This window comes from Stomatobaculum longum (genome assembly GCA_000242235.1).
GTDB classification, from domain to species: domain Bacteria; phylum Bacillota; class Clostridia; order Lachnospirales; family Lachnospiraceae; genus Moryella; species Moryella longum.
The window spans coordinates 99,430-113,372 of the sequence record JH590862.1 but is presented as its reverse complement, the minus strand read 5'-3'; the positions used below and the strand labels follow the sequence as shown (position 1 = coordinate 113,372).

Sequence of the window (13,943 nt, the reverse complement as noted above, 5' to 3'; positions counted from 1 at the left end):
ATCAGCTGTTTTTCCGGTACAGAATCAAAAGACCCTTTAAAAGCAGGAGATCGTCAATCTCAATCCGGTGGGCGCAGAGCGGCGTCACGAAGCGCGCGAGGCCGCCGGTCGCGACAATGGTCGCCTTGCTGCCGAGCTCCGCTTCCATGCGGGCGATGATGCCGTCCAGCATGCCTGCGGTGCCGTAGAGAATGCCGCTCTGCATGGCCTCGATTGTATTTTTTGCGAGCGCCCGGCCGGGGGACTCGAGATCGATCGAGGGGAGCTGGGCGGTACTGCCGCTCAGGGTATTCAGCGAGACGCGTAGCCCCGGGTGTATGATGCCGCCCACATAGTCGCCGTTTTGGTCCAGCGCGGTAATCGAGGTCGCGGTTCCCATATCGATTACGATAATCGGCAGCGGGTAGTTCGCCTTCGCGGCGACCGAGTCGACAATCAGATCGGAGCCGATGTGCTTCGGGTCGTCCATGCGGATGTTCATACCCGTTTTCATGCCGGCGCCCACGAGTTTGCAGGAGAGGCCGGTGACCTTGCGAACCGCCTCGGTGATCACGGCGTTCAGCGGGGGAACCACGCTCGACAAAATGGCGCCCTCGAGCTCCTCGGCCGCGATGTGATGGAGGTCCAGGATGCTCTTTAAGCTCACCGCATACTCGAGGTCTGTTTTCCGCGTGTCGGTCGTGATGCGCTCCATAAAGTGCGTACTGGCCTCGTCTATGCCGCCGATGACGATATTGGAGTTGCCCATATCAATGGCGAGTATCATGCTTTCTTCCTTTCCGCGCCGAAATATGGTATAATTTCCCGCGCAAAAACAGTATATTCTAGGGTTTTATAACATAGTTCGGCGGGAAAAACAACGACAGGAGGCGCAAGTGGCAGGCGAATTTGAGGAGATTCAGAAGCGGCGGACGTTCGCAATTATCAGCCATCCGGACGCGGGAAAGACGACACTGACCGAGAAATTATTGCTCTACGGCGGCGCCATTAATCTGGCGGGATCGGTCAAGGGAAGAAAGACAGGCAAGCATGCGGTCAGTGACTGGATGGACATTGAGAAAGAAAGAGGTATCTCGGTCACGAGCTCGGTGTTGCAATTTAACTATGAGGGCTTTTGCATCAACATTCTGGACACGCCGGGACACGAGGACTTCTCGGAGGATACCTACCGCACCCTGATGGCAGCGGATTCGGCGGTCATGGTGATTGATGCCTCGAAGGGCGTGGAGGCGCAGACCCGGAAGCTCTTCAAGGTCTGTACGTTGCGCCACATTCCGATTTTCACCTTTATCAACAAGATGGACCGCGAAGCGAGGGATCCCTTCGCGCTGACCGATGAGATCGAAGAGTTGCTCGGCATACGCACCTGCCCGGTGAACTGGCCCATCGGTTCCGGCAAGAACTTTAAGGGTGTTTTTGATCGGAACACAAAGAAAATCACGACCTTCCAGGCGGCACATGCCGGCATGCAGGAAATTGCAACGAAGGAAATCGATTTCTCGGATCCGGCGCTCGGGTCTGTAATCGGTGAGGATTATCTCGCACAGCTCACGGAAGAGACCGAACTTCTCGACGGTGCGAGCGACGAACTCGATATGGCGCGTGTGTCTCGCGGCGATTTGACGCCGGTCTTCTTCGGCTCGGCGCTCACGAACTTCGGTGTCGAAACTTTCCTTGAGCACTTCCTCAAAATGACCACGCCGCCGCTTCCGCGGAAGACCAAGAGCGGTGAGGTGAACCCGATGAAAGATCCGTTCTTCTCGGCGTTTGTCTTCAAGATTCAGGCGAATATGAACAAGGCGCATCGCGACCGCATTGCTTTTATGCGTATTTGCTCGGGCGAATATCAGGCCGGCATGGAGGTCACGCATGTGCAGGGCAAGCGGAAAATACGCCTGAACCAGTCGACGCAGATGATGGCGGACGAGCGGAAGATTGTCGAGACCGCCTATGCGGGCGATATCATCGGTGTCTTCGATCCCGGTATTTTTGCCATCGGCGACACGCTCGAAAATGCGCGGGAACCGATTGCGTTCGAGGGCATTCCGACCTTCGCGCCGGAGCACTTTGCGCGCGTTCGCCAGATTGACACGATGAAGCGCAAGCAGTTCACGAAGGGCATCGAGCAGATTGCGCAGGAGGGTGCGATTCAGATTTTCCAGGAGCGCAATACCGGCATGGAGGAGATCATCGTCGGTGCGGTCGGCGTGCTGCAGTTTGAGGTGCTTACCTATCGCCTGAAGGCGGAGTATAATGTAGAGGTGAGGCTGGATACCCTGCCCTACGAGTACATCCGCTGGATTGACGAGCCGGAAACTGTGGATGTCGACAAGATTCAGGGCACCAGTGACATGAAACTGATTCAGAACCTGAAGGGTGAACCCCTGTTGCTCTTTGCACACCCCTGGAGTGTCAGAATGGTGGAAGAGCGGAATCCGGGGCTCAAGCTTCTCGAGTTCGGCAAATCCTAAAGAAGTAAGAGAAAAGCAAAGAGAAGGAGGCGGCTGGTATGAATCACAAGGAACAGATTTCGGCGTGGGTGGATGCGCACAGAGAGGCGTATTTGGAGGATGTGAAGACCCTCTGCCGTATTGATTCGAGTAAGGGAGAGGCAGAGCCGGGCAAGCCGTTCGGCGACGGACCTTACCGCGCGCTCTGCGCGGCGGAGGAGATGCTTCGGGGCTACGGCCTTGCGACAAAGAACTACGAGAACTATGTGCTCGCGGCGGATCTCGGCGAGGGCGAGCGCGAGCTTGACATTCTCGCGCATCTCGATGTGGTGCCGGGACAGGGCGACTGGACCGTGACCGAGGCCTTCAATCCGATTGAAAAGGACGGTGTTCTCTACGGTCGCGGCGTTGCGGACGACAAAGGACCGGCGGTCGCTGCGATTTATGCGCTGCGCGCGGTCAAGGAGCTCGGCATTCCGTTAAAGAAAAGCGTGCGCCTGATTCTCGGCACCGATGAGGAGAGCGGTTCCGGTTGCATTGCCCACTACTATGCGACCGAGAAGGAAGCACCCTGCACCTTCTCGCCGGACGCGGAGTACCCGGTAGTCAACATGGAGAAGGGACGGCTTGCGGGCGAGTTTTCTCTCGACTTTCCGGCGGAGGAGAGCGGTGCGCGCCTCATTTCGCTGACCGGCGGCAGCATTGAAAACGCGGTGCCGCCGCGCGCAACTGCCGTGCTCGCGGGTGTGCCGCGCATGGTGCTCGATATGACCGCGGATACGGTGCGAAAACAGACCGGCTTAAAAATCGAAATTTCGGCGCTCGGCGCGAAAGAGGGTTCGGCGGCCGAGGAGCAGGGACATGTGACACTGCAGAAAGTCGAGGTCAGCGGCAGAAACGCCCACGCGGCCGCGCCGGAAGCCGGCAAGAACGCTCTGACCGGGCTTCTTCTCTTCCTCTCCCAGCTGCCGCTTGCCAAGAACAAGCTCACGGAGGCCATTCACGGACTTGTGGCGCTCATGCCCTACGGCGAGACCGACGGCAAGTCGCTCGGCATTGCATTTGAGGATAAGGAGAGCGGCCCGCTGACGCTGGCTTTCTCCAAGCTTTCGATTGACGAGACCTCTCTGCACGGTCTCTTTGACTGCCGCTATCCGGTCACGATGGACGGACAGAAGCTCGTGAAGACCTGCGAGGAAGCCTTCGGGCGCTACGGCCTCGTCTTTGACGGCAGACGGCTCCGCGCGCCGCATGCGGTTTCGGCGGATTCCCCCTTCGTGCGGGAATTAAACCGCGTCTTTGAGGCCTACACGGGACTGCAGGGCGGCACAGTCGCAATGGGCGGCGGCACCTATGTCCACGACTTGAAGAACGGCGTTGCTTTCGGCGCGTTTTACCCGGGCAGCGACACGCGGATGCACGCGCCGGATGAGCAGGCAAATCTCGAGGAGCTTCTGACTTCTGCGAAGATTTTCGCGCAGGTCATTGTGGATCTCTGCGCCTGAATGAGCTATCAAAAAAAGTAATAGAATCGGATAGAGATATAGTATGAGGAAATACGCGCGTCCGCGTTGACAGGGCGCGCGTATTTCCTTACAATGCCACATATCAGTTGAAGAGAGGAGGCGGAGATGTCAGACGAAATTATACGGATCAGCCACCTTGTAAAGGAATTCAAGACAGCGGGCGGCACAGTCCATGCGCTCGACGATGTCAACCTGAGCATACGCCGCGGTGAGATTTACGGTATCATCGGACTCTCGGGCGCCGGCAAGTCGACCCTGGTCCGCTGCATCAATTATCTGGAGCGCCCGACCTCGGGCGATGTGTTTTTCGAGGGGCAGAGCCTCTCGGAGATGAAGGAGAGAGAACGGCGCGAAGTGCGCCGCTCGATGGGCATGATTTTCCAGCAGTTTAATCTGCTGGAGCAGAGAACGGTGCTTCGAAACATCTGTTTTCCGCTCGAGTTGATTGGCGTCCGGCGGACGGAGGCGGAGGCGAGAGCCAGACAGCTTTTGACGCTCGTCGGGCTTGCCAACCGGGAGAAAGCGTATCCCTCGCAGCTCTCGGGCGGACAGAAGCAACGCGTCGCGATTGCGAGAGCCATAGCGTCCGAGCCGAAGCTTCTGCTCTGCGACGAGGCGACTTCGGCCCTGGACCCGAACACGACGGAGTCTATCCTTGGCCTGCTTCGCGACATCAACCGGAATCTCGGAATTACGGTGGTTATCATCACGCACCAGATGTCGGTGATCGAGTCTATCTGCGACCGCGTCGCCATCATCGATCAGAGCCGTATTGCGGAGGAGGGAGAGGTACAGCGCATCTTTTCCGCGCCGCAGTCGAAGATCGGGCGCGAGCTCATTCTGGGCGGCGATGTGCGGCAGGAACAGTTCGGTGCTTCGAAAAAGATACGCGTGACCTTCGACGGGCGCTCGGCCTTTGAGCCTGTGATTGCGAACATGATTCTCAGTTGTCAGTTGCCGGTGAACATTCTCTTCGCGGCGACTAAGGAGATCGGCGGACAAGCCGCGGGTCAGATGGTTCTGCAGCTTCCCGAGCATGAGGCGGATGCGATGAAAGTCATTCACTATCTCCGGGAGCACGGTGTCAATCTGGAGGAGGTGAAGAACAGTGAGTTTTGATTCGCAGATTCTAACGATGTTACTCACGGGCTTACAGGAGACCGTCTTTATGGTCGCGCTCTCCTCGCTGCTCTCGTATCTGATTGGCATTCCGCTCGGCATACTCCTGATTGTCACGGATAAGGACGGAATTCAGCCGAACGGCATCATCAATACCGTACTCGGGATCATCATCAACCTGATGCGCTCGGTGCCGTTCATCATCATGCTGCTCGCGGCTCTGCCGCTCACGCGCTTCATCGTGCGAACCACGCTCGGCCCGAAGGCGGTCGTCGTGCCACTCGTTCTCGCGGCGGCGCCCTACATTGCCCGCATGGTCGAGAGCTCCTTAAAAGAAGTCGGCGCGGGGGTGGTCGAGGCGGCAAAGTCGATGGGCGCGAGCAATTTCCAGATTGTCCGGAAGGTCATGTTGCCCGAGGCGAAACCGTCGCTTCTCATGGGCGCGGCGATTTCCATCACGACGATACTCGGCTACTCGACAATGGCCGGTTTCGTCGGCGGCGGAGGTCTCGGCACGCTCGCCATCAACTACGGCTACTATCGCTATCAGACCGATGTGATGCTCGTGACCGTCGTGGTGCTGGTCATTATCGTCCAGCTGATTCAGGAGAGTTTTTTGTGGATGGCGCGGCACGCGGATAAGCGCGCGCGCTGACGGAACAACTTGCTTTCCCGCAGATTGCGGGTGATCAAACAGAACAAAAATTCAGGGAGGTAACTTATTATGAAGAAGAAGGTATTTTTCGCGGCGGCACTGCTCGGACTGTCTCTGCTCACGGCTTGCGGCAGCCAGAAGAAGGCGGAGAGCAGCGCGGCGGGAGACAGCAGCGTGGCAGGCAGCAGCGCAGCGGGCAGCAGTGAGGCGGGCAGTAGCGCGGCAGCGGCTTCCGGCGACAAGGTCATCACGGTCGGCGCTTCGCCGTCTCCGCATGCCGAGATTCTCGCGGCGGCAAAGGACGCGCTGAAGGCAGAGGGCTATGAGCTCAAGGTGGTCGAGTACACCGACTATGTGCAGCCGAACCTCGCGCTCGAGTCGAAGAGCCTCGACGCAAACTATTTCCAGCATCTGCCCTACCTTGAGAACTTTAACAAGGAGAGAGGCACGAAGCTGGTCAGCGCGGCGGCGATTCACTATGAGCCGTTCGGCATCTATGCCGGCAAGTCGAAGGATCTGAAGAACATTCAGGACGGTGCGAAGATTGCGGTCCCGAACGATGTGACGAACGAGGCAAGAGCGCTCCTGCTCCTCGCAGATCAGGGCCTCATCAAGCTGAAGAACAACACCGACATCAACGCGACGAAGCAGGATATCGTCGAGAACCCGCACAAGATTGAGATTGTCGAGGTCGAGGCGGCACAGGTTCCGCGCTCCCTGCCGGATGTGGACTTCGGTGTCATCAACGGCAACTTTGCCATCGCAGCGGGCTTAAAGGTTTCGGATGCGCTCGCAGCGGAGTCCGCTGACTCGGTCGCAGCCAAGACCTATGCGAACATCATTGCGGTCAGAGAGGGCGATGAGAACAGCGACAAGACCAAGGCGCTGGTCAAGGCACTCACGACGGCGGAGATCAAGCAGTTCATCGAGAACAAGTATCAGGGTGCGGTGGTCCCGATTTTCTGACAGTTGTCGGATCAAATATCAAAAGAGAGAACCTTCGGGTTCTCTTTTTTTATGCCTGCGACAGCTGCCCCCAAAATATGAATTTCGGCTGAGGACGGTGCGCGGATTGCACTGTTATAACGGCAGTGCGCGCCAACTTAGAACGGATATTCCGCGCGCCGATAGCAGATAGCGCAAATCGCCATATCCGCTATCGGCATATCGGGCAAGTATGGCTAGGCTTTTGGGGGGAAGAATGTTATAATGTGCCTAAATCTTACAGCCTTATTTTGTGTGCCGTTGTATAAAAATTAGCAAAAGGCCGGAGGACGTAAGAATGTCATCAGCAATATGGGGATCTTCAGATAGTTTATGGAAGGAGAAGTGGCATGAAATTCAGCGAACTTGAATATCGCCGTCCGGATGTCGCGCGCATTCAAAAGGACTACAGGGAGCTCGTCGAGAGAACCGAAAAGGCGGAGACCGAAGAGGAGATTCTGGATATCTGGGAGGTACACCAGCGCCTCGGCAGAGAGTATAATCTCCCGGACAGAACGGTTTATATCCGCAATACCATGAATGTCAAAGACGAGTTTTATGCGGGCGAGAAGGCCTACTTTGACAGCGTTTCGCCCGAGTATTACAACACGATGAATCAGCTCTACAAGGCGCTCCTCGAGCACCCGAAGAAGCAGGTTCTCGCCGATAAGTTCGGCAAGATTATTCTGGAGAAGATGCAGGTCGCGCTGAATGCCGCAGACGAGAGTGTCATCGATCTTCAGCGCGAGGACAACGCCCTTGTCGGTGAGTACGACAAGCTCTATGCGAGCTACATGGTCGACTTCCAGGGCAAGCAGGTCACGCTTCCGCAGCTCGCTGTCTACATGATGGACGGCAAGGACGCGGCAACCCGCCGCGCGGCGCGCGAGACCGACGGCAAGTGGTTTGACGCGCACCACGAAGAACTCGACGATATCTTCAGCCGCATGATTCAGAACCGCAACGAGCAGGCGCGCCGCATGGGCTTTCGCGACTACTCCGAGCTTTCCTATCTCCGCATGGGCCGCATCGGCTATGACATGAAGGACATCGAGAACTACAGAGAGCAGGTGGCTCGCGATATTGTTCCGGTCGCAAAGCAGCTCATGGAGCTCCGCATGAAGCGCGTCGGCATCGAGAATCCGAAGCTCTACGATCTCGACATCTGCTTCAAGGACGGCAACCCCGAGCCGGCGGGCAACACAGACTATATGCTCAACATGTGCAAGAAGATGTACGACGAGTTGAGCCCGGAGACCGCCGAGTTTATCGACTGGATGTTTGAAAACGAGAGCTTCGATGTCCTCACGAGACCGGGCAAGCTCCTCGGCGCGTACATGTACAATGTGACCGACTACGGTCCCTTCGTATTCGCGAACTGGAACGGCAGTGCCTTTGACATCGAGACCATCACCCATGAGATGGGTCATGCGTTCCAGGCCTATGTCGGCAACAAGATGGGCCTCATCTTGGAGCTCGTTGAGCCGGCCATGGAAACTTGCGAGATTCACTCGACTTCGATGGAGTTCCTGACCTCGCCCTTCCATCACCTGTTCTTCGGCAAGGACACGGCGAAGTACCAGTTACAGCACGCGGAGGATGCGATGCTCGCAACCTGCTACGGCTGCCAGGTGGATGAGTTCCAGCATATTGTCTACCAGAAGCCGGAGCTCACGCCCGCGGAGCGGAATCAGATCTGGCTTGACCTCGACAAGAAGTACCGCCCGTGGATCGACAACGACGGCCTGCCGTTCTATGCGGACGGCGGCGCTTGGCAGAAGCAGAAGCACATCTATGAGTTCCCGTTCTACTTCATCGACTACTGCCTCGCGAGAACCGCGGCGCTCCAGTTCTTTGCGCTCCACTTAAAGGACCCGAAGGAAGCGTGGAAGCGCTATGTGGAACTTGTGAAGAAGGGCGGTAGCGAGACTTACTCCGATCTCCTGCAGCAGGCCGGTTTCCGGAACCCGTTCGGCGAGGGCAGCATGAAGGAGATTGCCGATACGCTGGCAACCTGGTGCAAGGAACATCAGGTCTGAGAAAAGGACGCAGGGGGGAACTTGAAAAATGCAGGACAGCAAGGTACTGACAGCAGAAGAGAAACAACGCGAAATTGAAAAGATTCAGGCGGACAAGAGATTCGTGGGACACCCGGTCGGCGTGCTCACAATCGGTCTCAAGTTCATGTGCAATTCATTTTCGTATTACGGTCTCACCTCGATTCTGATTTACTATCTGTACGCGGCACTTCCGGCGGGTCTCGGTCTCACGAAGACAGAGGCTTCCCAGCTCCTCTCGCTTTACTATGCACTGGTCATTATCTGCGGTGTCATCGGCTCCTATATGGCAGACCGCGTCTTCGGACCGCGTATGGCCATCCGGCTCACCTGCATTGTGATGCCGATTGCCTATCTGTTGCTCGCAATTCCGGGCCTCGGCATTGTGGGCTATGCGGGCGCACAGGGCATGATGCTCTTCTCGAGCATGCTCGGCGGCCGCAGCATGGACGCGCTGACCGCGAAGCTCTATAAAAAGGGCGACACGAGAAAGGACAGTGCGTTTGCAATTACCTATGTTATTTCCAACATCGGCGCCTGCGTCCCGGGTATCACCGGAACCATTGCGCTGGTTGCAGGCTACCACACCGCTTTCTTTGCCTGCGCGGTATTCTCGCTGATCGGTTCGATCTTCTTCATTGTCAGTGAGAAGAAGTCCTTTGGCATCATCGGCACCGAGCCGGACGATCCGCTGCCGCCAGCAGAGCGCCGCACGGCAGTCCTGAAGCTGATTGCGGGCGTCGCGGTGGTCGCAGCTCTGCTTAGCTTTTTGTTCACAAACCGCATCATCACCATCACCCAGTTTGCGAATGCGGTGAGCAGTGTAGGTGTGGTTGCGCCCGTGGCATATCTGTTGTATATTATGTTGAGTCCAAAGACTACGAAAGAGGAGCGGGCTCGTCTGGTTTACATCATTCCGATGTTTATTGCGGTTAGTTTTACGTTACTTGTGAACTATCAGGCGACCACGGTGCTTGCAATCTATGCGGAAACCAACGTAAACCGCAACCTCTTCGGGTTTGAAATCACCCCGGCGGCGTACTGGACACTCAATGCGTTCTTCGCCGTAATCTTCGGCGCGGTTCTGACCGGAATCTGGGGAAAGCTCGGTAAGAAGCAGCCGTCCACACCCGCCAAGATGGGCATCGGCACGGCGCTCTACGGCATTTCGATTCTCTTCATGATTATTCCGTATTAAGCTGTTCCCGCCGGATGTCAAGGTGAGCCCCATGTGGTTGGTCGTTTTCTTTGCGATTATGACCATCGGTGAGGCGATTGTGACCCCGGCCGGTGAGTCGGCGGCCTCACATGTGGCGCCGGCGGCGTTCTCCACGCAGATGATGACGGTATGGGCCATGGGACAGTCGACCGGCGCAAGCCTGAGCTCGCTCGTGGTAAACTTTTACCGCGAGGGTTCCGAGAGCCTCTACTTCCTCGCCATCGGCGCGGCGGTGACGCTCTGCGGTGCGATTGTCGTGATTTTTAGCAAGAAGCTCGCCAAGGGTATGGGCATCGGCACCGGTCACGGAGAGGAGCAATAAACACAACAGTATCCGCAGTACGGAGGGCGCTACGGCGCTCTCTGCCTGCGATATGATATTTCGAGAGAGGAGGAACAATGCAGATAACCCTGTGGGACAGCGAGGTGCGAGCTCGACTCTGTCCGTAAAATGACAGGGAGTAACTAGGAGGGGGAGCAAGTAATACTTGCAGTTACTTTTGTTTTTCTATCAGAATTACCGTTTTAATTCAGACAGGAGGATTTTATGGAAGCAGCTGTAAACACAGAACTGGATGCAAAGAGAAAGGAGGAGCAGGCTCAGATTGATAAGATTCAGAGTGAGCATTGCTTCATCGGGCATCCGTTCGGTATCGGAATTGTGAGCTTTAAGTTCTTCATGACCTCGCTCACGAGCTACGGCATGAGCGCAATTCTGATTTACTATTTCTACGCAACATCGCCGGAAGGCCTCGGCCTCACCAAGGTTCAGGCGTCTCAGATGATCACCCTGAACTCGGCGCTGGGTTCTATCTTCAGTGTCATCGGTTCCTACATGTCGGACCGCGTCTTCGGTAACAGAAAAGCATATCGCTTTGTTAACTTTACCGGACCGTTCCTGTACTTCCTGCTTGCGATTCCGGGCCTCGGCATGACGGGTGTTATCATGCAGTACGCGCTCGGTAACGTCAACGCAATGATTTGCGGAAGCTCGCTCTACACCCTGATGGGTAAGCTCTACGCAAAGGGCGATAAGAGACGTGACGGTGCGTTCGCAATCACCTACGTGCTTTCGAACATCGGTGCTATGTCTCCGGTCGTTGCAGGTACGCTCGCAAAGGTTGCGGGTTACCACTTCACCTTCTTCGTGCTCGGTATCCTCGGTGCACTCGGCTCTCTCGTTTATCTTCTCTTTGAGAAGAGAGCTTTCGGCCCGATCGGTATGGAACCGGACGATCCGCTTCCGCCGGCACAGAGAAAGAAAGCTATCATGTACCTCATTGTCGGAACGCTTGCATTTTGCGGCTTCCTTGCGGCTATCTTCTTGAGCGGCGTCGCGACCATTGCGAACTTCTCGAACACGGTCAGCACCATCACCCTGTTCCTGCCGGCAGGTTACTTCGTCTTCATGTACAAGAGCAAGAAGACCACGAGAGAAGAGGCGCACAAGCTCCTTTACATCATCCCGATGTTCATCGCAAGCTCCTTCGCAATGATGGTTTGGTACCAGGCTACCACGATTCTCGCAATCTATGCGGAGACCAGCGTTGACCTCAACTTCTTCGGCCACGAGGTTTCCCCGACCATCTACATGACGCTCCAGGCTATCATGGCAATCGTCTTCGGTTCCTTCATCACCGGCCTCTGGAGTAAGCTCGGTGACAAGCAGCCGTCCACCCCGTGGAAGATGGGCTTCGGTACCATGCTCTACGGTGTCGGCACCTTGATTATGATCCTTCCGTTCCAGCTTTATGCACCGGGCGTGAAGGTCAGCCCGTTCTGGCTCGTTGCATTCTACATGGTCGTTATCATCGGTGAGGGTATCTCCTATCCGGCGGGTAGCGCATCCGCTTCCGCACTCGCACCGGCAGCGTTCGCAACCCAGATGATGCAGACTTGGAGTATGTCCATGACGGCAGGCGCAAGCCTTTCGAACCTCGCTTCGAACTTCTACAAGGAAGGCAGCGAGACCATCTACTTCCTGCTCATCGGCGGAAGCACCCTCGTGGTCGGTCTCGTCATCGTCCTTCTTTCCAAGAAGCTCGCAAAGGAGATGGGTTTCTCGAAGCAGGCGGCTTAAACAACCGAACAAACCGGAAATAAACTTCAGCACATTTAAAATGTAAGTTGCGCTGTTGGGCCCGTTCTTTGGGTCCGGCAGCCTTTGTTTTTCAGGAGTTTCACCCCTCAATGCTCTGCGCGGCGCAGAGCCAACAGAAAGGAGAAGAACCATGGCAGGCAGACCTATGCTTGACAATGAGGCGATTTTCAAAGATCGCAGTTTTCTGGGGCATCCGAAAGGCTTGCTCACGATATGTCTACGGTATTTGTGTAACTCCTTTTCCTACTACGGTTTTACGGCAATCCTGATTTACTATCTCTACAAAGAAGCGCCGGTTGGCCTGGGATTCGATAAGACCGAGGCGGCACAGCTCTTGTCGCTCTACTTTGCGCTCGTGGTCATCTGCGGCGTGGTCGGTTCCTATATGGCAGACCGTGTCTTCGGTGTCCGGAAGGCGCTTCGCCTCATGAATATAATTGCGCCGATTCCCTACCTGATCCTTGCGATTCCGGGCTCCGGCGTCATCGGCTACGCAGTTGCGACCGGCCTTCTGCTCTGCAACAGCATGATTGCAGGCCAGTCCATGAACACGCTGACCGCAAAGCTCTATCAGCAGGGCGATGCGAGACGAGACAGCGCCTTCGCGTACATCTACATCATTGCAAACATCGGCTCCGCAATTCCGGCCGTGACCGGAACCATTGCGCTGCTCTTTAGCTACCACGCTGCATTCGCGCTCTGCGCGGCGGCATCGGTGGTCGGTTCCACGATATTCCTCTCGACGGAGCGCCGCGTGTTCGGCACCATCGCCGAGGAGCCGGCGGATCCCTTCCCGGAGGCAACCAGAAAGAAGGCAGTTTTCGTGCTTGCGGGCATTGTTGCAATCATCGCGGCAATCCTTGCATATCTCTTCAGCAACCGCATCATCACCATCAAGCAGTTTGCAAATACGGTGAGCTCGGTCGCAGTCTTCCTGCCGGCGATTTACCTGGTCTATGTGATTTCCAGTCCGAAGACCAAGCCGGAAGAGAAGCGCCGCGTGCTTTTCATTATTCCGATTTTCATTGCCTACTGCTTCACGAACCTGGTCTCTTACCAGGGTAACACCGTGCTCAGCATCTATGCGGAGACTTCGGTGAACATGAACTTCTTCGGCAAGGAGATCACCCCGGCTTCCTTCGTGACCCTGCAGTCGATTTTCTCTATCCTCTTCGGATCTCTGATTACGGGTCTCTGGGCAAAGCTCGGCAAGAAGCAGCCCACCACCCCGGGCAAGATGGGCATCGGCACGCTTTGCTACGGCATTTCGATTTTGATTATGGTCCTGCCCTTCCAGATTTACGCACCGGGCGAAAAGGCTAGTCCGCTCTGGCTCATCAGCTTCTACGCGGTCTACACCGTCGGCGAGGCAATCTGCTGGTCCGCGGGAACCTCTGCGGCGACCATCGTCGCACCGGCGGCCTTCGCAACGCAGATGCTCACCATCTGGTCCATGGGACAGTCGACCGGCGCAAGCCTCTCGGCGCTTGCTGCGAACTTCTACAAAGAGGGCAGTGAGTCCATGTATTTCCTGGCCATCGGTGTCGCAGTTGTCGCGGCAGCTGTGATTATCCTGGTACTGCAGAAGCCTCTGGCACACGGCATGGGCATCGACAAGAAGGGCTGAGCCCGTCCGCAAAGTAAGATATAAGAGTAAGAATGTCCGCACTCCGGCGAAATGCTGGTGCGCGGACATTCTTTTTTTATATTTCGGGAATAGTACACAAAAATCTGTAAATAAAGCCGGGGTTGTACTTGTAAATGCTGAAAGATATGATACGCTTATGCAAAACAGCACGGATTATGCATAAAACCGGGCGCGCATCAAGGAG

11 protein-coding genes are annotated in these 13,943 nt (G+C 56.2%); 10 read left to right on the top strand and 1 reads right to left on the bottom strand.

Features of this window, described 5'->3' with window-relative positions; translation table 11 throughout:
- Position 1: 1 nt before the first annotated feature.
- A complete protein-coding gene (locus HMPREF9623_RS03405; RefSeq protein ID WP_009532496.1) occupies positions 2 to 766 on the bottom strand; it encodes a type III pantothenate kinase in 765 nt (254 codons plus the stop codon).
- A 109-nt stretch (positions 767 to 875) separates the two neighbouring features.
- On the opposite strand from HMPREF9623_RS03405, the gene HMPREF9623_RS03400 reads away from it, so the two are divergent.
- From HMPREF9623_RS03400 to HMPREF9623_RS03360, 10 genes are all read left to right on the top strand, one after another.
- Positions 876 to 2,471, top strand: coding sequence for a peptide chain release factor 3 (locus HMPREF9623_RS03400; protein ID WP_009532495.1), 1,596 nt, complete (start codon positions 876 to 878; stop codon positions 2,469 to 2,471).
- 38 nt (positions 2,472 to 2,509) lie between these two features.
- The gene (locus HMPREF9623_RS03395) at positions 2,510 to 3,955 is read left to right on the top strand and encodes a Sapep family Mn(2+)-dependent dipeptidase (protein WP_009532494.1); all 1,446 of its coding nucleotides are present in this window, start codon (positions 2,510 to 2,512) and stop codon (positions 3,953 to 3,955) included.
- 126 nt (positions 3,956 to 4,081) lie between these two features.
- A complete protein-coding gene (locus HMPREF9623_RS03390; protein WP_009532493.1) occupies positions 4,082 to 5,095 on the top strand; it encodes a methionine ABC transporter ATP-binding protein in 1,014 nt (337 codons plus the stop codon).
- 16 nt (positions 5,096 to 5,111) lie between these two features.
- Positions 5,112 to 5,750 (top strand): methionine ABC transporter permease, encoded by a 639-nt coding sequence (locus tag HMPREF9623_RS03385; protein ID WP_408640645.1) that lies wholly within the window; start codon positions 5,112 to 5,114, stop codon positions 5,748 to 5,750.
- Between the two features lie 69 nt (positions 5,751 to 5,819).
- Positions 5,820 to 6,716: a MetQ/NlpA family ABC transporter substrate-binding protein gene (locus HMPREF9623_RS03380; RefSeq protein WP_009532491.1), complete on the top strand. Its 897-nt coding sequence runs from the start codon at positions 5,820 to 5,822 to the stop codon at positions 6,714 to 6,716.
- A 368-nt stretch (positions 6,717 to 7,084) separates the two neighbouring features.
- Complete coding sequence (locus tag HMPREF9623_RS03375) at positions 7,085 to 8,773, top strand: M3 family oligoendopeptidase (protein ID WP_009532490.1); 1,689 nt, start codon at positions 7,085 to 7,087, stop codon at positions 8,771 to 8,773.
- 28 nt (positions 8,774 to 8,801) lie between these two features.
- Positions 8,802 to 9,989, top strand: a complete 1,188-nt coding sequence (locus tag HMPREF9623_RS03370; RefSeq protein WP_009532489.1) for a peptide MFS transporter — start codon at positions 8,802 to 8,804, stop codon at positions 9,987 to 9,989.
- A 31-nt stretch (positions 9,990 to 10,020) separates the two neighbouring features.
- Entirely contained in the window at positions 10,021 to 10,332 is a 312-nt protein-coding gene (locus HMPREF9623_RS11985; RefSeq protein ID WP_009532488.1) for a hypothetical protein, read from the top strand.
- 225 nt (positions 10,333 to 10,557) lie between these two features.
- The gene (locus HMPREF9623_RS03365; protein WP_009532487.1) at positions 10,558 to 12,090 is read left to right on the top strand and encodes a peptide MFS transporter; all 1,533 of its coding nucleotides are present in this window, start codon (positions 10,558 to 10,560) and stop codon (positions 12,088 to 12,090) included.
- Between the two features lie 151 nt (positions 12,091 to 12,241).
- A complete protein-coding gene (locus HMPREF9623_RS03360; protein WP_009532486.1) occupies positions 12,242 to 13,738 on the top strand; it encodes a peptide MFS transporter in 1,497 nt (498 codons plus the stop codon).
- Positions 13,739 to 13,943: the final 205 nt, after the last annotated feature.

What these genes read in the sequence shown, in the direction of transcription:
- HMPREF9623_RS03360 (WP_009532486.1), top strand. Translation starts at nt 12,242, where the DNA reads ATGGCAGGCAGACCTATGCTTGACAATGAGGCGATTTTCAAAGATCGC.
- HMPREF9623_RS03365 (WP_009532487.1), top strand. Translation starts at nt 10,558, where the DNA reads ATGGAAGCAGCTGTAAACACAGAACTGGATGCAAAGAGAAAGGAGGAG.
- HMPREF9623_RS03370 (WP_009532489.1), top strand. Translation starts at nt 8,802, where the DNA reads ATGCAGGACAGCAAGGTACTGACAGCAGAAGAGAAACAACGCGAAATT.
- HMPREF9623_RS03395 (WP_009532494.1), top strand. Translation starts at nt 2,510, where the DNA reads ATGAATCACAAGGAACAGATTTCGGCGTGGGTGGATGCGCACAGAGAG.
- HMPREF9623_RS03380 (WP_009532491.1), top strand. Translation starts at nt 5,820, where the DNA reads ATGAAGAAGAAGGTATTTTTCGCGGCGGCACTGCTCGGACTGTCTCTG.
- HMPREF9623_RS03375 (WP_009532490.1), top strand. Translation starts at nt 7,085, where the DNA reads ATGAAATTCAGCGAACTTGAATATCGCCGTCCGGATGTCGCGCGCATT.
- HMPREF9623_RS11985 (WP_009532488.1), top strand. Translation starts at nt 10,021, where the DNA reads ATGTGGTTGGTCGTTTTCTTTGCGATTATGACCATCGGTGAGGCGATT.
- HMPREF9623_RS03385 (WP_408640645.1), top strand. Translation starts at nt 5,112, where the DNA reads ATGTTACTCACGGGCTTACAGGAGACCGTCTTTATGGTCGCGCTCTCC.
- HMPREF9623_RS03390 (WP_009532493.1), top strand. Translation starts at nt 4,082, where the DNA reads ATGTCAGACGAAATTATACGGATCAGCCACCTTGTAAAGGAATTCAAG.
- HMPREF9623_RS03405 (WP_009532496.1), bottom strand. Translation starts at nt 766, where the DNA reads ATGATACTCGCCATTGATATGGGCAACTCCAATATCGTCATCGGCGGC.